The sequence below is a fragment of the Corynebacterium sp. TAE3-ERU16 genome (genome assembly GCF_019209935.1).
GTDB classification, from domain to species: Bacteria; Actinomycetota; Actinomycetes; order Mycobacteriales; family Mycobacteriaceae; genus Corynebacterium; species Corynebacterium antarcticum.
In genome coordinates this window covers 296,482-319,924 of sequence record NZ_JAHUTN010000002.1, presented here as the reverse complement: position 1 = coordinate 319,924, position 23,443 = coordinate 296,482, and the positions used below count along the sequence as shown (strand labels likewise).

At 66.6% G+C, this 23,443-nt stretch carries 25 protein-coding genes; all 25 read left to right on the top strand.

Annotation, left to right across the window (positions count from 1 at the left end):
• The first annotated feature begins 258 nt into the window (after positions 1-258).
• Positions 259-1,572 carry a SidA/IucD/PvdA family monooxygenase gene (locus tag KRX55_RS03575; protein WP_218406441.1) on the top strand — a complete coding sequence of 438 codons (1,314 nt, stop codon included), beginning with the start codon at positions 259-261 and terminating at the stop codon, positions 1,570-1,572.
• A gap of 62 nt (positions 1,573-1,634) precedes the next feature.
• The gene (locus KRX55_RS03570; RefSeq protein WP_218406440.1) at positions 1,635-3,239 is read left to right on the top strand and encodes an amino acid adenylation domain-containing protein; all 1,605 of its coding nucleotides are present in this window, start codon (positions 1,635-1,637) and stop codon (positions 3,237-3,239) included.
• 62 nt (positions 3,240-3,301) lie between these two features.
• A complete protein-coding gene (locus KRX55_RS03565; RefSeq protein WP_218406439.1) occupies positions 3,302-4,399 on the top strand; it encodes a thioesterase domain-containing protein in 1,098 nt (365 codons plus the stop codon).
• 106 nt (positions 4,400-4,505) lie between these two features.
• The gene (locus KRX55_RS11960) at positions 4,506-6,296 is read left to right on the top strand and encodes a siderophore-interacting protein (protein ID WP_218406438.1); all 1,791 of its coding nucleotides are present in this window, start codon (positions 4,506-4,508) and stop codon (positions 6,294-6,296) included.
• 462 nt (positions 6,297-6,758) lie between these two features.
• Positions 6,759-7,127, top strand: coding sequence for a 50S ribosomal protein L14 (rplN, locus tag KRX55_RS03555; RefSeq protein WP_198734946.1), 369 nt, complete (start codon positions 6,759-6,761; stop codon positions 7,125-7,127).
• Entirely contained in the window at positions 7,128-7,442 is a 315-nt protein-coding gene (gene rplX / locus KRX55_RS03550; protein WP_198739034.1) for a 50S ribosomal protein L24, read from the top strand. It abuts the gene before it with no gap.
• Between the two features lie 2 nt (positions 7,443-7,444).
• A complete protein-coding gene (rplE, locus tag KRX55_RS03545; RefSeq protein WP_200260423.1) occupies positions 7,445-8,014 on the top strand; it encodes a 50S ribosomal protein L5 in 570 nt (189 codons plus the stop codon).
• A 178-nt stretch (positions 8,015-8,192) separates the two neighbouring features.
• A complete protein-coding gene (locus KRX55_RS03540) occupies positions 8,193-9,134 on the top strand; it encodes a methionyl-tRNA formyltransferase (RefSeq protein ID WP_218406437.1) in 942 nt (313 codons plus the stop codon).
• Positions 9,135-9,217: 83 nt separating this feature from the next.
• Complete coding sequence (locus tag KRX55_RS03535; protein WP_218406436.1) at positions 9,218-10,288, top strand: serine hydrolase; 1,071 nt, start codon at positions 9,218-9,220, stop codon at positions 10,286-10,288.
• Complete coding sequence (locus KRX55_RS03530) at positions 10,285-10,797, top strand: ArsR/SmtB family transcription factor (RefSeq protein WP_218406435.1); 513 nt, start codon at positions 10,285-10,287, stop codon at positions 10,795-10,797. The genes KRX55_RS03535 and KRX55_RS03530 overlap by 4 nt, the downstream gene beginning before the upstream one ends.
• Positions 10,798-11,036: 239 nt before the next feature.
• A complete protein-coding gene (locus KRX55_RS03525) occupies positions 11,037-11,999 on the top strand; it encodes a sugar ABC transporter substrate-binding protein (protein WP_218406507.1) in 963 nt (320 codons plus the stop codon).
• Positions 11,996-13,081 carry an ABC transporter permease gene (locus tag KRX55_RS03520; protein ID WP_218406434.1) on the top strand — a complete coding sequence of 362 codons (1,086 nt, stop codon included), beginning with the start codon at positions 11,996-11,998 and terminating at the stop codon, positions 13,079-13,081. The genes KRX55_RS03525 and KRX55_RS03520 overlap by 4 nt, the downstream gene beginning before the upstream one ends.
• Entirely contained in the window at positions 13,082-13,906 is an 825-nt protein-coding gene (locus KRX55_RS03515; protein WP_218406433.1) for an ATP-binding cassette domain-containing protein, read from the top strand. It begins immediately after the preceding gene.
• A 102-nt stretch (positions 13,907-14,008) separates the two neighbouring features.
• Complete coding sequence (locus KRX55_RS03510) at positions 14,009-15,235, top strand: acid phosphatase (RefSeq protein ID WP_218406432.1); 1,227 nt, start codon at positions 14,009-14,011, stop codon at positions 15,233-15,235.
• Positions 15,236-15,598: 363 nt separating this feature from the next.
• The gene (rpsH, locus tag KRX55_RS03505; protein WP_198734931.1) at positions 15,599-15,997 is read left to right on the top strand and encodes a 30S ribosomal protein S8; all 399 of its coding nucleotides are present in this window, start codon (positions 15,599-15,601) and stop codon (positions 15,995-15,997) included.
• A 17-nt stretch (positions 15,998-16,014) separates the two neighbouring features.
• Positions 16,015-16,551 carry a 50S ribosomal protein L6 gene (gene rplF, locus KRX55_RS03500; RefSeq protein WP_198739048.1) on the top strand — a complete coding sequence of 179 codons (537 nt, stop codon included), beginning with the start codon at positions 16,015-16,017 and terminating at the stop codon, positions 16,549-16,551.
• Positions 16,551-16,952, top strand: coding sequence for a 50S ribosomal protein L18 (gene rplR, locus KRX55_RS03495; protein ID WP_218406431.1), 402 nt, complete (start codon positions 16,551-16,553; stop codon positions 16,950-16,952). The genes rplF and rplR overlap by 1 nt, the downstream gene beginning before the upstream one ends.
• Positions 16,953-16,992: 40 nt before the next feature.
• Positions 16,993-17,640, top strand: a complete 648-nt coding sequence (gene rpsE, locus KRX55_RS03490) for a 30S ribosomal protein S5 (RefSeq protein ID WP_200260400.1) — start codon at positions 16,993-16,995, stop codon at positions 17,638-17,640.
• 3 nt (positions 17,641-17,643) lie between these two features.
• Positions 17,644-17,829, top strand: a complete 186-nt coding sequence (gene rpmD, locus KRX55_RS03485; RefSeq protein ID WP_198734927.1) for a 50S ribosomal protein L30 — start codon at positions 17,644-17,646, stop codon at positions 17,827-17,829.
• 8 nt (positions 17,830-17,837) lie between these two features.
• Positions 17,838-18,290 (top strand): 50S ribosomal protein L15, encoded by a 453-nt coding sequence (gene rplO, locus KRX55_RS03480; protein ID WP_198734926.1) that lies wholly within the window; start codon positions 17,838-17,840, stop codon positions 18,288-18,290.
• 316 nt (positions 18,291-18,606) lie between these two features.
• Positions 18,607-19,404: a sulfite exporter TauE/SafE family protein gene (locus tag KRX55_RS03475; RefSeq protein ID WP_255567544.1), complete on the top strand. Its 798-nt coding sequence runs from the start codon at positions 18,607-18,609 to the stop codon at positions 19,402-19,404.
• Between the two features lie 312 nt (positions 19,405-19,716).
• Entirely contained in the window at positions 19,717-21,036 is a 1,320-nt protein-coding gene (gene secY / locus KRX55_RS03470) for a preprotein translocase subunit SecY (RefSeq protein WP_218406429.1), read from the top strand.
• Positions 21,033-21,578 (top strand): adenylate kinase, encoded by a 546-nt coding sequence (locus tag KRX55_RS03465; RefSeq protein WP_218406428.1) that lies wholly within the window; start codon positions 21,033-21,035, stop codon positions 21,576-21,578. Before secY ends, KRX55_RS03465 begins: the two co-directional genes overlap by 4 nt.
• A gap of 147 nt (positions 21,579-21,725) precedes the next feature.
• A complete protein-coding gene (gene map / locus KRX55_RS03460) occupies positions 21,726-22,520 on the top strand; it encodes a type I methionyl aminopeptidase (protein ID WP_218406427.1) in 795 nt (264 codons plus the stop codon).
• Positions 22,521-22,584: 64 nt separating this feature from the next.
• Positions 22,585-23,313: a L,D-transpeptidase gene (locus KRX55_RS03455; RefSeq protein ID WP_218406426.1), complete on the top strand. Its 729-nt coding sequence runs from the start codon at positions 22,585-22,587 to the stop codon at positions 23,311-23,313.
• Positions 23,314-23,443 lie beyond the last annotated feature (130 nt).

Here is a 23,443-nt window from a genome sequence, read left to right as displayed (position 1 = left end):
GCCCTCTCCGTCGTTTCCCGCTCCACGGATCCCGGTGATCGGGGCGTCGCCGGTCAAAGCCCGACACAACTCAAATAGGGTGTCACGGGTTAGGTGAGGCTCGCGACAGTGTTAAGGTGGTGGGAGCTGAAGCCAAGGCTGCCCTACGGTATACGGGGAGTCAACGATTCCGTGGACCGGCTGGTGATTTGGTGTGCTGTCCCGCAGCTACAGATCCGGTGTCGTAACGCCACACAATGACAGGAGCGGAAGATCCCAGTGAGCACCCTCACCATCGTCGGAGCCGGACCGAAAGCACTGGCGGTGGCGGCCAAAGCCCACGTTGCCCGGCACCTCGGTCTGGATGTACCGGAGATAACGGTGATCGATCCCCACGGAGTCGGCGCACACTGGCTGGCCGCAGGCGGCTGGACCGACGGCCGTCACCGGTTGGGGACATCCCCGGAGAAGGACCTCGGCTTCCCGTACCGGACCGAACTCACCGGTGACCACCGGATCGACACCGAGATCGACCGTGGAATGTCCGCGTTGTCCTGGACGTCCCATCTCATTGACGCGGGGACGTACGCCGGGTGGATCGACAGGGGCCGACCACAGCCGATGCACAGCGAATGGGCGGCCTACCTCCGGTGGGTCAGCGAACGAATCGGGCTGACCCCCGTACCGGGCCGGGTCACCAACGCCGAAATCTCGGCCGGTGGCTGGCACATCCGGGTGGAGGACACCATCTCCGGGACGCCGAGGATCCTGTCCTCGGAGGCCCTCATGCTCACCGGGCCCGGAACGAGTGAACGTCGGTTCCTCCGTCACAGCAACGTTCTGAGCGTCGCCGGTTTCTGGGCCCGCATCGCCGCGGACGCCCGATTCACGGGTCGGGTCTGTGTCGTGGGCGGAGGCGAGACCGCGGCGAGCATCATCGAGGAGCTGACGACGCACCGGGTCGCCGAGATCATCACCGTCGCACCCACCGCCTGCCTCCTGTCCCGGGGAGAGAACTTCCAGGAGAACGCGCTCTACACCGACCCCGAGATCTGGACGTCACTCGACGCCGCCACGCGACGGGCCATGCTCTACCGGACGGACCGGGGGGTGCTCTCCCTGCAGTCCCTGGAACTCATCGGGCGCGACGGAAGGTGCAGGCACGTCATGGGGTCGGTTTCATCCGTGACGGCGGGGGCCGTCGGACCCGTCGTCCACGTGGAACAACCCGGGAGCTCCATCACCGCCGACACCGTCATCGACGCCCGTGGCGCCGACCCGTCCTGGTTCCTCGGTCTCCTCGGTGGTGGTGCGCGGGCCCGGCTCGCCGTCGCCGCCGGATTCGATCCGCACGATGAAGTCAGGTCTGCGGCGTTCGTCACCGGTATCGAGGGAAGCATCAGAAGGGACCTCACGGTCGACGGAATGAACCCGACTCTCGTGCTCCCGACGCTCGCCGGATTCAACCAGGGGCCGGGTTTCGGAAATCTCAGCTGTCTCGGACTCCTCGCGGACCGCATCCTCGGGGGAATCTCCGGTGACGGCGACGGACTCGTCTCCGCGGGCAGCCGTGCCACCAGCGACAGGGTGTGACCGGATTCCCCGGTGACGACGACCCGGCCAGGCACATCAGACCATCACACGAGAACGGATCCATGAACTCAATCTCACCCACCCAGCTCCGACCGGTACCCTCCCGTAACCGTGGCCCGGTGATCCCGGTCGAACCCGGGACCGTCGACGCGATGATCCGGCTCGCCGCGCAGCGGCACCCGGACCTCGACGCGGTGATCGCGGCTGACGCGACCCTGACCCACGGTGAGTTCGACTCCAGGGTCAACGCATTCACCCGAACCCTCCTCGGGGCGGGAGTCTCCACGGGGGACCGGGTCGCGGTCGTCGCCCGGCGATCGGCCGCACTGCCGATCGCCGCGGCGGCCGTGATCCGGGCGGGTGGTGTCTACACGCCCGTCGATCCCTCGAATCCGGTGGAGCGCATCGCGTTCATACTCGACAACTCCGATCCCGTTCTGGTGCTCACCGTCGGCGACGTGGAGCTGCCGACCACGGACCTGCCGGTGATCCCGGTCCCCCTGTCACCGGAAGGGGACACCTCCGCGGTCGAACCGGACGAGCTCACCCGGCCCGTCACCCCGGATGACGGCGTCTACCTCATCTACACCTCCGGGACGACGGGCACCCCGAAGGGCGTCCTGAACGTCCACCGGGGAGCGGCCGCCCACATGCAGTGGTTCGTGCGCACACTGGGGCCGGTCGAGGACCTCCGGTGGATGCAGAAGGCGCCCGTGGGGTTCGACGTGAGTGTCGCGGAGATGATCACCCCACTGGCCGGTGGAGGCGCCGTCGTGCTACCCGCGGCGGACTGGTGGCCGGGGGACGTCGACGGCTTCGTGGACGTCATCCGGGACAACCGGGTCACGGTGCTGTCCATGGTTCCGAGTCACATGCGGGTCGTCGCCGAGGTCCTCGAGGACTTCGGCGACTCCCTCGAGGTTCTGAACGGTCTCCGGTTCCTGCTCCTCGGAGGAGAGGCGGTCCCGACGGATCTGGCGCAGCGTTGCCTCGACGAGATCGGGTGCCGGATACTCGGACTGTACGGACCTACGGAAGCGGCGATGGACGTCACGTGCGTCGAGTACACCGCGGATTCGACTCCCCCCTGCCCGGAGGGAACGTGCCTGCTCGGCCTCCCCGAGGACAATGTCACCGTCCACATCCTCGATGCCGGGGGCAACGAGGTCGGTGACGACGAGACCGGCGAACTCTACCTCGCGGGGGTTCAGCTCGCCGCCGGATACGTCGGTGATGAGGAGCTCACCGCGCGGACGTTCGTCCCCAGCCCCTTCGAGGGCGATGACGGAGGGCGGATGTACCGGACGGGTGATCTCGCCGGCTGGCACAAGGGTCAGATGTACTATGCCGGTCGTGTCGACGACCAGGTGAAGATCCGCGGCAACCGCGTGACCCTCGGCGAGGTCGAATCCGCACTCGCGGCCCTCGACGGCGTCCGTGCCGCCGCGGCGGTCGCCGACACGACCGGGGAGCACCCGGAGCTGCGCGGGTTCATCGTCGCGGAACCGGGATGCCCGGAATTCGACACGCTGACGGCGCACCTGCGGGACCGGGTTCCGGCCTACGCGGTGCCGTCGACCATCACCAGGATCGATCAACTCCCCGTCACCGGCAACGGGAAACTCGATCGGCGTGCGCTGGTCCGGATATACCACGACCGCGCCTGAAGGCCCCGCCTCCCCGTTCTCCCGCACCCACTCCAAGCACCTTCCCGAGGAGCCCCACAATCATGAGCAACAATCCCAGTTCCGTACCGGATCGCGCCGAGGCGACGGACCTCATCGCCCGGAACATGAGCGAACTCACCGGAACCGACATCGGATCCGGTGACGACTTCTTCGCCTGCGGCGGGCACTCCCTGTCGGCGATGAAGCTCCTGGGGCGTCTCCGTCGGGCGGGACTCGACGTCGGAGTCGACACGATCCTGACGCACCGGACGCCGGAGGCCATCGCCTCGGCGGCCACCATCGGGGGGGAGGAAGCTCCGGCCCGCGCCCAGCTCCCCGGGGAGGGCGTACTGGTCGACTTCTCCGGCGGTGACGGTGCCCCGATCTTCTGTTTCCACGCCGTCGTCGGACTTGCCTGGAGCTACGCCCCACTCGCCGGGCTCCTCGAAGGGAACCACCGGGTCATCGGGGTGCAGCTCCCGGACGCCGAGACCACCCTGTCGATCGGTCTCGATCACGACGCGCTCTGCCGCCACTATCTCGATCTACTCCGGCAGGTGCAGCCGGAGGGGCCGTACCGGTTGCTGGGTTACTCTTCCGGCGGTGCGCTGGCCCACACCATCGCGGGCATGCTCCAGCAGGACGGCGAGACGGTCGACTTCCTCGGCGTCATCGACGCCTACCCCTCCGGGATCGCGCCGGACACACCGGACGGTCTCGCCGCCGCACTGGACACCTTCATCCGGCACCACAAGCCGGATGAAGAGATCCCGGAGCTCCCCGGCGACGGTGGGTTCGGCGACATCATGGCCGTACTCGGACACTTCGATGACGCCCTGATCGGAGAGATGATCCGGGCCGCCAACGCCCCCAACTTCTCGCAGGAGGAGATCGACGCGATGAAGGACGCTTCCGGACGGTGCTTCATGATCCACATGACCGCGACCCGGTCGCCGTACACCGGTCCGGTTCTCGTGCTTCGTGCCGGCGACACGACGGACATGGCCGGTCTGAACTGGGAACCGCTCAAGGCGTGGGAGGATCTGGACGGCGTCGAGCCGGTCAGCTCACACACGGTCGACAGCACTCACCTGGCGATGAGTTCCGTCCGGGCGTGGGAGTCCATGGCGCCCGTGATCGAACGCCATCTCGGCGACTGAGGCCGCCCCAGGGGCGGGGGAGTCCAGGACCGCGGACCGTACCCGGCCCGGTAGCCTGAGTGCCCCTGATCTTCGCACCCCGATTCCCGGAAGGACACCACTGCACATGACGCGGAGCAGTCGAACCCACGACATCCACCCGATCAGCATCCGGGAACTCGAGGTGATCCGTTCCGAGGACCTCACCCCGGGAATGCGACGCGTCGTTCTCGGTGGCCCGGGGCTTCGGGCACACACCCGTGACGGGCACGGGATGCCCGAGTTCATCAGCGACGGTTTCGACGACGACGTCCGCATCATCTTCCCGGATCCGGTGACCGGATCCCGGCCGTACCCGCCGCCGGGGGGAGACGGCCGGCTGAAGTGGAATGATGAGGTCAACCGGCTCTTCCGGACCTACACCGTGCGGAAGTACGACGCAGACGCAGGCGAGGTCACCATCGACTTCGCCCGGCACGGCAAGGGGCTCGCGGAGAACTGGGCGGTCTCCGCGGCACCCGGAGCCAGGGTGTGGGTGGCGGGTCCGAAACGGTGCGGTGCGTTGCCCACCCACGCCGACCATCTCGTCCTCGTGGGGGACATGACCGCGCTCCCGGCCATCGGGAGATGCCTCGAGGACCTACCCACCGGCACTCCGGTGACCGCCCTCGTGGAGGTGGCCGAACGACACGATGTCCAACAGCTCACCACCGCAGCGGACGTGGACCTGCGGTGGGTCATCCGCGCCGAGGGGGGAAATCTGGCCGAGGCGTTCGAGATGCTGGAGTGGCCCGCCGGTCGCGTCTACGTGTGGTGTGCCGGGGAGGCGGGTCAGCTGCGGAGGATGCGTCAGGTCATCAGGAACCATGGCGTGGACCCGGCCGACCGGGAGGTGACCGGGTACTGGCGCGAGCAGAACGACGATGACGGTGGTGGAGCGGCACCCCTGCACGCGCTGGCTGAACTCGCGGACGTCTCGGGCGGTCTGGCACTGCGCGCCGCGGTGCGGATCGGTCTGTTCACCGCGGTGGACGACGGAAAGGACACTCCGGCGGCGGTGGCCGCGGAAACCGGAACAACTGAATCCGCCGTGCTGCGGTTCGCCCGGTATCTCGAGGCCCGTGGCCTTCTGAGGCTTGAGACGGCGGACCGGGGCGGGGTGCCCGAGGTGACCCGGATCAGGCTCACGGCGATGGGCCGGGAACTCGCGGATCCCGAGTCCCGCGCGGTGCGGACGCTCGCCGGTTCCGGGCTGGTGGATCTGCTCGCGTTTCTGCACCTCGACGACGCGGTGCGCACCGGTGGGGCCGTCGAACTGGACACCGCGCACGGGGCCGGGGAGATCGACACAGCCGCGCTGGCGGACCGGGTGGACCGTCAGCGGCAGGCGTCAGCGGCGGCATCGACGGCGCCCGCGGTGGTGGAGGCTCTGGATGCGGTGACCGACGGGGCACGCCGTCCGGTGGTGGGGTTCGCCGGTGCCGCCGCGGATGTCTACGCGCAGGAGTGCAGCGACCGTCGCCCCGATGTGTCGGTGGTGTGCCTTGTCCCCGGCGGTGTACCGGACGAACACCTCACCGGGGAGGTGACCTGCCGCAGCTACTCGGCGGGGGAAACCGTCGACGACGTGGATATGCTGGTGCTGGTCGATCCGTTCGCTCTGGCGGTCCCGGCCGGACCCGCCGATCTGCTCGCCGCCACCGGCGTGCCGAAACTGGTGCTGGTGACGCGGCAGGTCGAGGAGAGCGGCGGGGACGCGGACGACTACGTCGACGACCTGGTGCGGTTGTGTGTGGCGGGCACATCGCTGCCGACGCGCCGGGACATCCGGAACACGCTCGAACGCGCGGGCTACAAGGTGGACGGGGCCGTGCCCGTGGGCTGGGGTTCCTGGGTGGTCACGGCCACCCGACGGTAGTCGGGGCGGAAAACCGTCCACATCGCGTGAAGCGGGTCCGCCGGGAACGGCGGTCCTTCCGGGGCACCGGACACGGTTCACTCCCGGGGCGGAGGAGGGGGAAGGGACCCGGGAGAAATCCCAGGTACCGGATACGTCGGGCCCGTCATCGTCCCCACGCACCGAGACCGTGGGTGGGGTGGGTCCGGGGCGGGTTGCTGCGCTGCGCTGCATGTGATTGAATGATTCGGTCGCTGACGTGGGTCGGCCCGCCGTGCGTTTCCGAGCGCGGGCCGAGACCCTTCGACACCGCGGGTATCGCCGGTCCCACCATGGCCGATCGGCCGGTGCCCGCTCATGTACGGTGTTCGTCGCCTTCACCGGGTTCTCCCCGGAGCGTCAGTGGCCGTGCAAGTACATCAGACCGCGTGCGTCCGGGTCGGAAATCCGGCGCACATTGAAATCCAGGTCAGGAGACCCATAGTGATTCAGCAGGAATCGCGTCTGCGGGTCGCCGACAACACTGGTGCACGGGAGATCCTGTGCATCCGCGTTCTCGGTGGCTCCACCCGACGCTTCGGCGGTATCGGTGACGTCATCGTCGCCACCGTCAAGGAAGCCACTCCCGGCGGCAACGTGAAGGCCGGCGAAATCGTCAAGGCCGTCATCGTCCGCACGAAGAAGGAGACCCGTCGTCCGGACGGCTCCTACATTCGTTTCGACGAGAACGCAGCCGTCATCATCAAGAACGACAGCGATCCGCGCGGTACCCGTATCTTCGGCCCCGTCGCACGTGAACTCCGTGAGAAGAAGTTCATGAAGATCGTCTCGCTGGCACCGGAGGTAATCTAAATGAAGATCCACAAGGGCGATAACGTCCTCGTCATCTCCGGTCCGGACAAGGGCGCACGCGGCAAGGTCATCGAGGCCTACCCGAAGCGCTCCAAGGTCCTGGTCGAGGGAGTCAACCGCATCAAGAAGCACGTCGCGAACTCCGCGCCCGAGCGTGGCGCCGAGTCCGGTGGCATCGTCACCCAGGAAGCGCCGATCCATGTCTCCAACGTCATGGTCATCGATTCCGACGGAAACCCGACCCGCGTCGGCTACCGGATCGATGAGAACGGCAAGCGCGTGCGCATCTCCCGACGCAACGGGAAGGACATCTGAACATGAGCGAGAACTACACCCCTCGTCTGAAGACCCGCTACCGCGGGGAAATCCGCACCGCACTGTCTGAAGAGTTCAACTACGACAACGTCATGCAGGTTCCCGGCGTCGTCAAGGTCGTCGTGAACATGGGCGTCGGCGACGCCGCCCGCGACGCCAAGCTCATCAACGGCGCGCTCGAGGACCTCACCCTGATCACCGGTCAGAAGCCGGAGATCCGTCGGTCCAAGAAGTCCATCGCAAACTTCAAGCTGCGTGAGGGCATGCCCATCGGTGCCCGCGTCACCCTCCGTGGTGACCGCATGTGGGAGTTCCTGGACCGCCTGCTGACCGTCGCCCTGCCCCGTATCCGCGACTTCCGCGGACTCTCGGACCAGCAGTTCGACGGCCACGGCAACTACACCTTCGGCCTCACGGAACAGACCATGTTCTACGAGATCGACGTGGACAAGGTTGACCGCCCCCGTGGTATGGACATCACCGTAGTCACAACGGCGACGAACAACGATGAAGGCCGTGCCCTGCTCCGCGAGCTGGGCTTCCCCTTCAAGAAGCCGGGCCAGGAGCGCTAGACAGCGCTTTCCGGCCGATCGGTCGAACCGCCCCCTCCGGACATCCGGAGGGGGCGGTTCCGCATTTCCGGGTTTCGCCTCAGGCCCCTCGGTGGAGGGGAGGCTGAACCGCTCGGCTACGATGTCCGTTGTTGAGGCTTCCCTATCTACACCCACCGGAAAGAGGTCCGATTCGGGCATGCGCATCATTTTCACCGGTTTCGCCACCTTCGGCTACCGTTCCATCACCGCCCTCGCCGACAGCGGGCATGAGATCGTGCTCGTCTGCACCCAGCCGCCGATCGACGATCCGTACTACGCCGGAATGGATGAGGACGTCGCCGCTTTCGCCCGGCAGCGTGGAATCCCGGTCATCGAGACGAAGCGCCTCGACGGCGCCGCCGCGGAGGCGATCCGTGAGGCGGACGCGGATCTCATGGTGGTGACGAACTGGACGTCGGTGATCGCACGGGACGTGTACGACGCTCCGCGTCTGGGAACGCTGAACATCCACGATTCCCTGCTGCCCAAATACGCGGGATTCGGGGCGCCGAACTGGGCGTTGATCAACGACGAGTCCGAGGTCGGGGTCACCGGACACCTGATGGCCGAGGGGTTCGACACCGGTCCCATCGTCGCCCAGCGTGCCACCCGGGTGACGGACTCCGACGACGCACTGACGCTGACCGACCGGTGTCTCGATCTGGTCGGACCGGTTCTGCGGGACTCCCTCGACGCCCTCGACGCCGGGAAGGTGCCGACGCCGCAGGATCCCGAACAGTGGACCTACTTCCACCGGCGTCGCCCGGCGGACTGTGGCGTCGACTTCTCTCTCGGCGCCCGCGCGGTGTTCAACCTCGTGCGGGCGAGTTGCGACCCCTTCTTCAACGCGTGGGTCTACCTGGGGGATCAGCTGATCTACCTGATCGACGTCGAGATCAGCCCCATGCGGTTCGGCGGCACCCCGGGGCGGGTGGTGACCGACGGTGAACACATCGTCGTCGTCGCGGGTCCCGCGGCCCACACCGGCCGGGAGCACGGCGTGCAGATCAACCGGATCCGGTTGGCGGACGGGACAGACATCGACAACCCGGGGCAGGTCATCCGTCCCGGGGCCTACCTGCGTCCGGAATCCAGATAGCGGGGATCCGTTGATATACCTCTAGAGGTATATCAAACCAGCGTCTCGCCAGAACTCTCACCGCAGCCATCCTCTGTAGCGCAGTGACCCTGGGTTCCTGTGCCACGACACCGACGGAGACCGGGTCGAACCAGTCTGTGGCGGAGTGTCCGCGGACCGGCACCGACGCCGACCTGACCACCACCCCGGGATGGATCACCCATCTCGCGGCCCACCCGGATGACACCGCCCTCGTCGTCATCCCCGATGCCGCGACACCCGACGGCCCCGACACCGTGCGGAAGAACGCCGACACGCCGCTGGACGTCGCATCCGCGGCGAAGATCATCCACCTGCTCGCCTACGCCGACGCCGTCGCCGACGGCACCCTCCGGCCCGACACACAGGTAGCGGTCTCCGACTGGGAGGCCTTCTATCTGCCCCTCGACGGTGGTGCCCACGTCGCCGCACTCGAGCGGCTGGGAATTCAGGCCCGGGAAATGGCTCCCGGAGTTGCCGTGACCTCCGACCCGGACGCCACCGTCGCACTCGACGACCTCGTCAGCGCGATGATCATCGAGTCCGACAACGCAGCCGCGGACTGGTTGGCCGAGGAACTCGGCCCGGGCGCCCTGACGGCCGCGGCAGAGGGGGCCGGATGGAGCAACCCCCGCATCCCCGACTACCTCGGATCGATGCTCGCGATCCTCGACCCCGAGGTCGCCGGTGATCCGACCGCGGCATCCCGCAGATACCGGGAGGATGCCGAATGGGCCGCCGACATCCTGCACCGCACGCCGGTCGGGTACGCCGTGCAGCGGGACATCCTCCGCGGCACCGCGACCGCCACCGCCGGCGACCTCGCCGCCGTCTACACCGCTCTCGCCACCGGCGGTGGTGGGCCCGCGGGTGACATCGCACGCCGTCACCTGGAGCACACCGACCCGGAGGAGTACACCGCGATCGGTCACAAGGGCGGCAGCCTTCCGGGGGTGCTGGCCGACGCCATGGAGATCCGACGTGAGGACGGAACCGCGGCAGTCGCCGTCCTGATCACCAACGAGGTGCCCGAAGAGGGGAACGCGGACATGCTGCGTTCCTTCGCGTGGCAGGATCTCATGCTGCGGGCGGTCGACTCCGACGGGACACTCGACCAGCTAACGTGTGGAGAATGACTGAAGCACAGGAACTCGCGGATCTCGGGAAACGCGTCACCGACCTTGAGTCGCGGGTACGCAGGCTCGAGAACCCCGGGCCCCCGGAACCGCCGTCCACCGACGGACAGGGGGCGATCACCGGAACCGTCCGGTACAGCGGTGAGTTGACGGCACCGGAGCAGCTCCGGTGGGCGATCACGCTCGAAGCCGAGGCCGCACGCCTCCTGCCGGGGGAGAAGATCGCGGAGATCTTCACCGCCCTCTCCAGTCCCGTGCGGCTGGTCATGCTCCGCGAACTGATCGCCGGACCGGCCGCCCCGAAGCAGCTTCAGGAGCTCCTCGGATACAGCTCGCCGGGTCCCCTCTACCATCACCTCAAGCCGCTGCAGTCCGCCGGAATCATCGAACGCGACGGGGACGGGAGATACCACGTTCCGGCGCCCGGGGTCGTGCCGCTGCTGGTCCTTTTGGCGTCCGCCGGTGATGTCGCCGGAGAGTTCAGGGGCGCATCGGCGCACGACCGGTAGCGTGACGGGTTGGAACCCGAACGGGGCCGATGGTGCTCCACCGACTGAATTTCTTTTGCTGTTATCCCGCTGGTCATGTTCACTGAATCGGTAAATACGCAGTTCAGCCAGCTTGTTTTTGGTTTCGCGGGTGCGTTCAATGACTCATTGTGAAACTCAAAGACCTGTCCACGCTGTTCTCCCGTGACCGCGCCCCCCGCACCCGGCCCGCACGTCGGGTCTCCGCGGTCGCCGCAACCATAACCGCAGGAGCGCTCGCGCTCGCGTCCTGCTCATCCACGGGCGGAGCCCCGGAGTCCGGTTCGAACTCCGCAGGCGGTGGGACCGTCGACACGCCCCGCGCGGTCGTCGCGATGGTGAGCCACGGAGCTCCCGGTGACACCTTCTGGGATCTCGTGCGCAAGGGTGCGGAGGATGCCGCGAAGAAGGACAACATCGAGCTGCGGTACTCCTCGGACCCCCAGGCGCCGAACCAGGCGAACCTCGTTCAGTCCGCGATCGACGCCGACGTCGACGGTATCGCCGTGACGCTACCCAACGCCGAGGCCATCGGGCCGGCCGCGAAGAAGGCCGTCGATGCCGGGATTCCCGTCGTCGGGCTCAACGCAGGAATGAACGACTACACCGACTACGACCTGTCCGCCTTCTTCGGGCAGGACGAGTCCATCGCCGGTGAACTCGCCGGCGAGCGACTCGCCACCGACGGCGCGAAGAAGGTCCTCTGCGTCATCCACGAACAGGGCAACTCCTCCCAGGAAGCCCGCTGCGGCGGCATCAAGAAGGGCCTCGGGGACTCCGGGGACATGGAGATCCTCTACGTCAACGGGATGGACATGACCTCGGTCGCCTCCACCGTCCAGGCGAAGCTCGCCCAGGATCCCTCCGTCGACTGGATCATGGGGCTGGTCGCGCCGGTCGCGATCACCAGCATCGACGCGGCGAAGGACGCGGGCAGCGACGCCAAGATCGCCACCTTCGACACCAACGCTGAACTGGTCAAGGCGATCAAGGACGGCACCATCGAATGGGCCATCGACCAGCAGCCCTACGTGCAGGGATACCTCGCCGTGGACGCCATCTGGCTCGCGATCCGCAACGGATCGACCCTGGGCGGCGGCAAGCCTGTCCTCACCGGCCCCTCCTTCGTCGACGCCAAGAACGTCGACTCCATCGCCGACGCCGCAACAGAAGGTCTTCGATGACTCGTGGGCACACCTCCGCCGGTGATGCGGCCGCGAGCACGGACGCCGGCCCCCCGGCGAACGGCGCGGCCGACGACCGGCTCCGGGAGCGGACGGTCTTCGACCGCTTCATCCGTCGCCCAGAACTGGCCAGCCTCGTCGGTGCGGTCATCATCTTCACCCTCTTCATGATCGTGGCCCCGCCGTTCCGCACACCCGACGCCTTCGCCACCGTGCTCTACGCGTCATCGACCATGGGCATCATGGCGCTCGCCGTCGGCATGCTCATGATCGGCGACGAATTCGACCTCTCCTCGGGTGTCGCGGTCACCTCCGCCGCGCTCGCCGCGGCGATGCTGAACTATCACCTGCACCTGAATTCCTGGGTCGGTGTGTTCCTCTCCCTCGGAACCGCCCTCGCGATCGGCGCACTCAACGGCTTCCTCGTCACCCGCACCGGGATCCCCTCGTTCCTGATCACCCTCTCGGTGTTCCTCATGCTCCAGGGGCTCAACCTCGCGCTGACGAAACTCATCGCCGGACAGGTCGCCACCCACTCGATCGGGAACATGGACGGCTTCAGCTCCGCCAAGGTGATCTTCGCGAGCTCTGTCAGCATCGGCGGGGTGAACGTCAAGGTGACCGTGTTCTGGTGGCTGCTGTTCGTCGCGGTCGCGAGCTACATCCTCTACAAGACCCGGTTCGGAAACTGGGTGTTCGCGGTCGGTGGAGACAAGGCCGCGGCCGAGGCCGTCGGCGTCCCCGTCCGTCGGGTCAAGATCGTGCTTTTCATGTTCGTCGGGTTCGCCGCCTGGTTCGTCGGTATGCACAATCTCTTCGCCTTCGACTCCATCCAGGCCGGGCAGGGCGTGGGCAACGAGTTCCTCTACATCATCGCCGCCGTCATCGGCGGTTGTGCACTGACCGGCGGCAAGGGAACCGCGGTCGGAACCGCGATCGGTGCCCTCATATTCGGCATGACGAACCAGGGCATCGTCTACGCGGGATGGAACCCCGACTGGTTCAAGTTCTTCCTCGGGGCGATGCTGCTGTTCGCGGTCATCGCCAACAGGACGACGGCAAACTACACGGAGAACAGGTAGATGGACACCACCACCGACACCCGCCCCAAGGCCGCGGACGCCCGTCCGGAGGCCCCGGGAACCCCCATCGTCGAACTGCGCGAGGTCGCCAAGTCCTACGGGGCGTTCAACGCGTTGTCCGGGGTCAACCTCACCGTCCGTGCGGGGGAGGTCACCTGCATCCTCGGTGACAACGGCGCCGGGAAATCCACGCTCATCAAGATCCTCTCCGGACTTCACCCCGCCACCTCCGGGGACGTTGTCATCGACGGGCGGGTCGCGCACTTCCGTGGCCCGAAGGACGCGCTCGACGCCGGCATCGCAACCGTCTACCAGGATCTCGCGGTCGTCGGGACGATGCCCGTCTGGCGGAACTTCTTCCTCGGCCAGGAGCTGACCGCGGGCCCGTTCGGGCACCTGCGTGCCGCGGAGATGCGCCGCATCACCCGCGAGCAGCTGCTGGAGATGGGCATCGATCTCCCCGACGTGGATGTCCAGGTGAATCAGCTCTCCGGCGGTCAACGACAGGTCGTGGCCATCGCCCGGGCGATCTACTTCGGTGCCCGGGTGGTCATCCTGGACGAACCCACCGCGGCACTGGGCGTCAAGCAGTCCGGCATGGTGCTCAAGTTCGTCGCCGACGCCCGCGACCGCGGAATCGCCGTCATCCTCATCACCCACAACCCGCACCACGCGTACCTCGTCGGTGACGAGTTCGTCGTGCTCGGGCTCGGACGCCAGATACTCGCCGTGAACCGTGCCGACACCGGCATCGACGAGCTCGCGCTCCAGATGGCCGGTGGCGGGGAACTCGACGCGCTCGAACACGAGCTCAAGAGAAACTAATACCCCCGCCACCCCCACCCGGTATGAACGGGCGGTGACGATCCGGTGAGCGTCCCGTGAGATCGCCGCGGGACGCCGGTCGTGGCCCCTAGACTGACGGGCATGTCTCACCGTCGCCGCGCCGCCGCCTCAGTGGCAGCCATCGGATTCACCGCCCTCTGTGCACAACCGGCACAGGCGGTCGATCTGCCACCCATCCCCGCGCAGCTTCCCGGGCAGGAGATCCCCGTCCACCACGACGGGGCACCGGTCCCCGTTCCCTTCGGCCCCCAGGACTACGTGGGCTACATCTCCGACATCAGTTCCCACCCCTACGGCGTCTATCTCGACGTGATCGACTCATTCACGCAACTCCGGGAGAACCCGGACGTGATGGACTCCAACCTCGAACAGGTCATCGCGGTCAACAACGCCGCCGCCTCGGATCCGGAGCGCGTTCGCCGGGCCCAGGCTGACGCCCGGGCCGACCTGGACGGTGTGCTGGACCCGTTGGCGGACGCGCTCGGTCCGAACCTGGCCGGACACTTCCGCGACGCCCTCGCCGAGAACCGCCTCCCGAAGACCCGGATGCTGCTCGGCGGCGGGTGGCTGGCCCGCGCCGGCGGGCCGGCGAGCTCCACGTTCGTGGAGAAGGAGATCTTCGCGAACCCGCGCCCCTTCGTGGTGGCGCCCGACCGCATCACCAGGTACACCGTCGGAGACCGGAACTTCTACAGCACCTCGAAGTCCTTCCCCTCCGGTCACACGAACCAGGCGACGTGGACGACAACCCTGCTCGCGGTGATGCTCCCCGAGTTCGGGCCGCAGCTGCTCGCCCGCGGATCGGAGGCGGGTGAGCACCGCCTGGTGATGGGCGTCCACTACCCGCTCGACGTCATCGGTGGCAGGATGACCGGAACCGCCGCGGCGGCGGACCGGTGGAACGATCCGAAGATGCGGGCCAATCTCCGTGCGGCCGCCGCCGAGATCCGTGCCGAACTCGAGTGGCGGTGCGGAGCGCCCCCCGGTGAATGCGCGTCCCGGGGGCCCGCGTACTCCGCTGACCCGGTGGGGGAGTACACCCGGCGGATGAACTACGGGTTCACCCCGGTCGGTGACCCGGCCGCGGCGATGATCGTTCCACAGGCGGCGCCTGATCTGCTGCTCGGGACTTTTCCGGATCTCTCCTACCCGCAGAGAGCCGAGATTCTCCGGCTGACCGCGGGGCCCGCCGGTATGCCGCTCGACGAGACCGGGCCGGGGGGCTCCTGGCAGCGGCTCAACCTCGCCGCCGCGATGTCGGCGGAAGTCACGGTGACTCCGGAGGGACAGGTGCGCCTCCGCGGATAGCGGCTCGCGGGGCCGGGCTGAGGGGGGCGGACCGGAACGTCACCGACGGGTTGCCTATCGACGTCCAGCTGCGGTAACGTGATCCGCTGGACTTGCGTCCGTCCGCTGTCGCGTTGCCCCGTGCATCTTTCAGTGGCCGCCGTGCAGGTCCCTTGTGGCAACACCGCCACGAAAACGTACAGACGTTCCACTCCTACTTTGTTGTAGGCCCCCCGCCCGATGGCGTCCATCGGTTACTGCTGGCAGCGAGCTGCACCACTACTAAGTGGCCTGTGGCGACAAGTGGCCAGGGAGAAGATGATAACGCCGGGTGGTCATTAGCGTGATCAGGGGAACCGCAACGAGAAAGGCTACTGGTCTGCCATGACCATGACTGATCCTATCGCCGACATGCTGTCGCGCGTGCGCAACGCGAACAACGCGTTCCACGACACCGTGTCGATGCCGTCCTCGACTCTCAAGGCGAACATCGCCGAGATTCTGAAGCAGGAAGGCTACATTGCCGACTACAGCGTCGAAGATGCGAAGGTGGGCAAGACCCTCTCGCTGACGCTGAAGTACGGCCCGTCCCGCGAGCGCTCCATTGCGGGCGTTCGCCGAGTGTCCAAGCCGGGCCTGCGCGTTTACGCCAAGTCCACCAACCTGCCGAAGGTCCTCGGAGGCCTGGGCGTGGCCATCATCTCCACGTCCCAGGGTCTGCTGACCGATCGTCAGGCTACCGAGAAGGGTGTAGGCGGAGAAGTCCTCGCCTACGTCTGGTAAGGGAGGATTGAGCAACAATGTCGCGTATCGGTAAGAACCCGGTCGCCGTCCCCAACGGCGTGACCGTCACCATCGACGGCCAGGATGTCCAGGTCAAGGGTCCCAAGGGAACCCTGACCCAGACCATCCCGGCTCCGATCACCGTCGCCCAGGGGGAGAACGAGATCATCGTCTCCCGCCCGGACGATCACCGCAAGAGCCGCGCCCTGCACGGCCTGTCCCGCTCGCTGGTCAACAACATGGTTGTCGGCGTCACCGAGGGCTACACCATCAAGATGGAAATCTTCGGTGTCGGTTACCGTGTCCAGGCCAAGGGCAGCAACCTCGAGTTCGCTCTCGGCTACAGCCACCCGATCCTGATCGAAGCTCCGGAGGGTATCACCTTCGCCGTCGACGGCAACACGAAGTTCTCCATCACGGGTATTGACAAGCAGAAGGTCGGCCAGATCGCCGCGAACATCCGCCGCCTGCGCAAGGATGACCCCTACAAGGGTAAGGGCATCCGCTACGCCGGTGAGCAGATCCGCCGCAAGGTCGGAAAGACGGGTAAGTAATGAGCAACACTGCACAGAACAAGCGCCTCCCCATCGGTCGGGACATCTCCACCCGCCGTCGTGTCGCCCGCACGCGCCGTCATGCGCGCCTGCGCAAGCACATGCGTGGAACTGCGGAGACCCCGCGTCTCGTGGTGCACCGCACCTCGCGCCACATGCACGTCCAGATCATCGACGACCTGGCCGGCCACACCCTGGCCGCCGCGTCCACGATGGAACCGGACATCCGTGGCTCCGAGGGCGACAAGAAGGCCCGCGCCGCCAAGGTCGGAACCCTCATCGCCGAGCGTGCGAAGGCCGCCGGCATCGAGGCGGTCAAGTTCGACCGCGCCGGCTACAAGTACCACGGCCGTGTCGCCTCTCTGGCCGACGCCGCCCGCGAAGGTGGTCTGAAGTTCTGATGACCGCTTTCACCAAGATCAACAACGGAAGGATCGCGTAATGCCGGGACGTGAACGGCGTGACGGCGGACGCTCCGCCGACAGCACCACCAACAGCAAAGACAACAACAACCGCAACGATCGTCGCGGCGGAGGACGCCGCGATGACCGTCGCAACCAGCAGCAGGACGAGCGCAACCAGTACATCGAGCGCGTCGTCACCATCAACCGCGTGTCCAAGGTCGTCAAGGGTGGTCGTCGCTTCAGCTTCACCGCTCTCGTGATCGTGGGCGACGGCCAGGGCATGGTCGGTGTCGGTTACGGCAAGGCCAAGGAAGTTCCCGCGGCCATCCAGAAGGGTGCAGAGGAAGCTCGCAAGAACTTCTTCCGCGTCCCGATGATCGCCGGCACCATCACCCACCCGGTTCAGGGCGAGGACGCCGCAGGCATCGTCATGATGCGTCCGGCCGCCCCCGGTACCGGTGTCATCGCCGGTGGCGCAGCGCGCCCCGTGCTTGAGTGCGCCGGTGTCCAGGACATTCTCTGCAAGTCCCTGGGCTCCGACAACGCCATCAACGTCGTGCATGCGACCGTCGCCGGTCTCAAGCAGCTGGTCCGCCCCGAAGAGGTCGCGGCCCGCCGCGGCAAGACCCTCGAAGAGGTCGCCCCGGCCCGGATGCTGCGCGCTCGCGCAGGCAAGGAGGCTTAACCAATGGCCCTCAAGATCACCCAGCTCAAGGGCACCGTCGGTGCCAAGAAGAACCAGAAGGACTCGCTGCGTACTCTCGGTCTCAAGCGCATCCGCCACTCTGTGGTCCGGCCCGACACCCCTCAGGTGCGCGGACTGGTCAACGTGGTGCGCCACATGGTCGAGGTCGAAGAAGTGGCGGGGGAGTAGGTAGTTAAATGAGCGATCCCATCAAGCTTCACGATCTGCGCCCCGCCAAGGGCGCCAACAAGGCCAAGACCCGTCTCGGTCGAGGCGAGGCCTCCAAGGGCAAGACCGCCGGTCGCGGTACCAAGGGCACCAAGGCCCGCAAGCAGGTTTCGGCGGCGTTCGAGGGCGGCCAGATGCCGCTCCACATGCGTCTGCCGAAGCTGAAGGGCTTCAAGAACCCGGCGAAGGTCACCTTCCAGGTGGTCAACGTCTCGGATCTCGAGAAGGCCTTCCCCGAGGGCGGCGACATCACCGTCGCCGACCTCGTCGCAGCCGGCCTCGTCCGCGCCAAGCAGCCCGTCAAGGTTCTCGGCAACGGCGAGATCAGCGTCAAGGTCAACGTCACCGCCACCAAGTTCTCGAACTCCGCCAAGGAGAAGATCGAGGCCGCGGGCGGCTCCGTGACCGCCGAAGGCAAGTAACAACCGCCTGCCGGATTCCACTCCGACCGTAGAGGCCCGGGCGTGGAACACAGGAACCCCGTATCTCCGTCGCCGGAGGTACGGGGTTCTCCCGTTGTATGCCCTGTCCGTCCCGTCATCCGTCGAACCGCAGGGCGGCGGGACGACTCACGGGAGAGACCGGACACCCCGGACCCACCCGGGGCCACGGGGACACTCATCCGCGATCTTTCGGACCTCTCCCCCGGGTGATCGCGCGTGTCCGGCGACGCTGCCCTACGCTGGTGTGGGTCTATACGTCCATCATGGAGCCTGGAAGGGAAGCCGCGTCGTGAGCATGCTCGGTGCTGCGGGGATCGGCCTGCTGGTAGGTGCCGTCGTCGGGGCACTCGGGGCGGGTGGAGGGATCATCGCGGTGCCCGTTCTCACCTACCTCCTCGGCCAGTCGGAACATGCGGCGACGAACGGTTCACTCGTCATCGTCGCGTTGACGGCTGCGGTCGCTCTTCCCGGCAAAGCACGGCGCGGTCAGGTGCGGTGGCGGGACGGGCTCGTGTTCGGCGCCATGACCACCCTCGGCGCGGTGCCCGGCCGGTTGATCAATGAACAACTGGATGCGGAGACCCTCTTCCTCGCCTTCTCCGCGCTGCTGCTCGCCGTCTCCGCGACCATGATCGTCAGCTCGTTCAGGGACCTGCGCGGTGGAGGCTCCGCAGATGCAGGCTCCCGCCCGCCGGGAGCAAACCGTGGAACGACAGGTCGCTCCCTCGTCCTCGTTGCCGGAGCTGCGGGGGCGACCGGGCTGCTGACCGGATTGTTCGGGGTCGGAGGTGGTTTCGCGATCGTCCCCGTCCTCGTCGTGGTCATGGGGTTCGGAATGCGCCAGGCGACCGGAACATCGTTGCTCGTGATGATCATCGCGGCGGGTGTCTCCATACTGACCGGGATCGCCGGGAAGTCCTTCGTACTCGACTGGAGCCTGGTTCTCATGTTCGCCGGTGGTTCCATGGTCGGTGGGGTGCTCGCCGGACGTCTGTCCCAGCGGATACCGCCGGCGGCACTGTCGGCGGCATTCGGTGCCCTGGTCGGAATCGTCGGGATGATCACACTGGCGCGAACCGTGGCGGGTGTCTGACTTAGGTTCCACTCATCCGTCCGGTCGGGCGTTGTCCCACCGTACGGATGGTGTGCCGCGGCGAGGGGTCGCCGAAGGGGAACCTAGAAGAACCCCTACATGTGTACGCCGCTCTGTCAGCTGGTAGGGTTACGTAGTCGTACAACTTCTGCGCCACTGACCGACCCGCCCGCCAGCGGTTGCCGGGTTTGATGGGGTGCTCTGAAGAAGAATCTCAATTACCGTCACCTTCTCCATGAAACCGCGGGCCCGATGGCGGGCCGAAGTCCTTTGACGGGGCTTTCTGCGGCGGGGGAGCCAGCAGGAGGATATGTGTCCGCCATCGTCTCGGCATTCAAGGACGCTGATCTACGCAAGAAGATCTTGTTCACCATCGCGATGATCATTCTGTACCGGATCGGTGCCCAGATACCGTCCCCGGGCGTCAACTACGGCGCGATCGCGGGTAGATTGCGTGATCTCACCCAGGATCAGTCCAGCGTGTACTCGCTGATCAACCTGTTCTCCGGTGGCGCACTGCTGCAGTTGAGCATCTTCGCGGTGGGCATCATGCCCTACATCACCGCATCCATCATCACGCAGTTGCTGACCGTGGTGATCCCCCACTTCGAGGAGCTGAAGAAGGAGGGGCAGTCCGGGCAGGCGAAGATGACGCAGTACACGCGTTATCTCACCGTCGCGCTGGCCCTCCTCCAGTCCTCGGGCATCGTCGCCCTGGCGGATCGTGGACAGCTGCTGGGCTCCGGCTTCGAGGTGCTCGTCCCCGAGCGAAACATCTTCGACCTCATCCTCCTCGTCTTCGTGATGACCTCGGGTGCCGTGCTGCTCATGTGGCTCGGCGAGCTGATGACCGAACGCGGTATCGGCAACGGTATGTCGCTGCTCATCTTCGCGGGTATCGCCACCCGCCTCCCGACCGATGGCGCGGGCATCCTGGCCAGCTCCGGCGGGCTCGTGTTCGCCCTCGTGCTCATCGCGGTCCTGATTCTCGTCGTGGGTGTCGTCTTCATCGAGCAGGGACAGCGTCGCATCCCGGTCCAGTACGCCAAGCGTATGGTCGGGCGCCGGCAGTACGGCGGTACGTCGACGTACCTGCCGCTGAAGGTCAACCAGGGTGGTGTCATCCCGGTCATCTTCGCGTCGTCGATCATCTACGTCCCGGTCCTGATCACCCAGATCATCAACTCCGGCGGAAACGTCTCCCCCGACAACTGGTGGCAGAACAACGTCATCCAGTATCTGCAGACCCCGTCGTCATGGCAGTACATCGTCCTGTACTTCACCATGATCATCTTCTTCAGCTACTTCTATGTATCGGTCCAGTACGACCCCAACGAGCAGGCCGAGAACATGAAGAAGTACGGTGGATTCATCCCCGGGATCCGTCCCGGGCGCCCCACCGCTGAATACCTCGGTTACGTCATGAACCGGCTGCTCTTCGTCGGTGCCCTCTATCTGGGTATCATCGCCGTGCTCCCGAACCTCATGCTCGACCTGGGTGTCGGTACCTCTTCGGGTTCGACTCCGTTCGGTGGTACCGCGATCCTGATTCTCGTGTCGGTCGCACTGACCACGGTGAAACAGATCGAAAGCCAGTTGCTGCAGTCCAACTACGAAGGATTCCTCAAATGAGACTCGTTCTCCTCGGTCCCCCCGGTGCAGGGAAGGGCACTCAGGCAGCCATCCTGTCCGAGAAGCTCGACGTACCGCACATCTCCACCGGCGATCTCTTCCGCGCCAACATCGGCGAGGGAACCCCGCTGGGGCTCGAAGCCAAGAGCTACATCGACGCCGGCAAGCTCGTCCCGACGGATGTCACCGCACGCATGGTCGAATCGCGGCTCGCGGAGGAGGACGCACGGAAGGGCTTCCTGCTCGACGGTTTTCCCCGGACCGTCGAGCAGGCGGAACTGCTCGCAGGCATGCTCGAGAAGTCGGGCCATGAACTTGACGGAGTCGTGCAGTTCAAGGTCGCGGAGGACGTCGTCGTTGAGCGGATGCTCGCCCGGGGACGAGCGGATGACAACGAGGAGACGATCCGCACGCGTCTCGGTGTCTACCGGGATGAGACGGCACCCCTGATCGACCACTACGCGGACGTGATCATCCCGATCGAGGCCGAGGGGTCCGTCGAGGAGATCAACGCCCGTACGATGGCAGCTCTCGCGAAGTAGCGGACCACCCCGTGTGCCCCGCACGGACGACGACAGGGGAGACCGGAGGACCGGCCCGCTCCAGTGGGCCGGTCCTCCGGCGTTTCCGGGCGGACCGTTTCCGTCCCGGCCCCGTTTCCAGCACCGAACCCAGGAGTAGAGAGAACAATGGCTTTCCGAAAACGCCGCCGTACCATGCCCGTCCGCACCGCGGGAGAACTCGACGCCATGCAGGCGGCCGGCGAGATCGTCGGCAGGGCTCTGCAGGCCGTTAGGGCGGCCGCTGCACCCGGGGTGAGCACTCTGGAGCTGGACGCCGTGGCGGAGGCCACGATCCGGGACAACGGCGCGATCCCCACCTTCCTCGGATACCACGGTTTCCCCGGCTCTATCTGCTCCTCCGTCAACGACGTCATCGTCCACGGTATCCCGAACGCGGAGACGGTTCTGCGAACCGGCGACCTCGTCTCCATCGACTGTGGGGCGACCCTCGACGGCTGGGTCGGGGATTCGGCCTGGACCTTCGGCATCGGTGATCTCGACGACGAGTCGGAGCGGCTCAACAACGCCACCGAGTGGGTTCTCGCCGAGGGGTTGAAGGCCATGATCCCGGGAAATCGGCTCACCGACGTCTCGCACGCACTCGGCCGGGCCACAGCGCAGGCCGCCGAGAAATTCGGGGTCACCCTCCACATAGTCGACGGCTACGGTGGCCACGGCATCGGACGTGAGATGCACGAGGATCCGTTCCTCGCCAACGAAGGCAGGCCCGGACGTGGCCCCGTCATCGGGGAGGGCAGTGTCCTCGCCATCGAGCCCATGCTCGCGACGGGAACCCCGGACTCGGCGGTCCTGGAGGACGACTGGACGGTGGTCACCCTCGACGGATCCCGGGCGAGCCACTGGGAGCACACGGTCGCGGCAACGGTCCACGGTCCCCGGATCCTCACCCCCAGACACTGACCGTTCCGGGATGACACGCAGCCGGACTTCCGACTCCTTCGCACAGCAGACTAGGATTACTCCCATGTATTCAGCTCGTACAGGTTCCTCGACGGCGATGACGACGCCCCGCAGGCTTCTCGTCATCGCCGTTCTGGCGCTCACCCTGGGATTCCTTCTGTCGCCGCCGACCGCCGGTGCGGCTCCGGTTCCGGGGTCCTCCGTCGCACCCAGTGGCTCCAGCAACCTCGCGAATGACGCCTGGAACATCAGGAACGACGTCCACCGGCGCAGCAACGGGTTACCCCCGGTCATCGGAGACGGGGTCAGGGCGGCGACGGACAGCACCGTCGACCTTTTCTTTCCGGGACTGATCGCACAGCGAAACGCCGAGGAGGCGGCGCGTCAGGTGCCGCCTCCTCCCGCACCCGCACCCGCGCCGGCTCCTGCACCGGAGTTCGACCGGGGCAGCTGTCCTCCCGAGGCCCGTGCCTGCATCGACCTGGGGAATCAGCGGAGCTGGCTGCAGGAAAACGGCCGGATCACCCACGGTGCCGTACCGATCTCCTCCGGTGCGGCCGGGTACGAGACCCCGCGGGGCAGGCACTACGTCAACCGGAAGGTCCGGGACGAGATCTCCCGGGAATTCAACAACGCGCCCATGCCCTACTCGGTCTACTTCACCAACAACGGGATCGCCTTCCATGAGGGCAGCGTGAACCTCATGTCCCACGGGTGCATCCATCTGAACCACGCGGACGCGGTGAAGTACTTCGACACCCTCCAGATCGGCGACATGGTCTACGTCTACTGAAGCGACGATCCCCGGCCGGGGAATCCGGTCGACACCGGTCCGTCAGGGCACTCCAGCGGAGTGGCCCGGCGGGCCGTTTCAGTGTTCAGATTGCACTCCGGTTGTGCTCCGCGTATTGTCAGACGTTGGT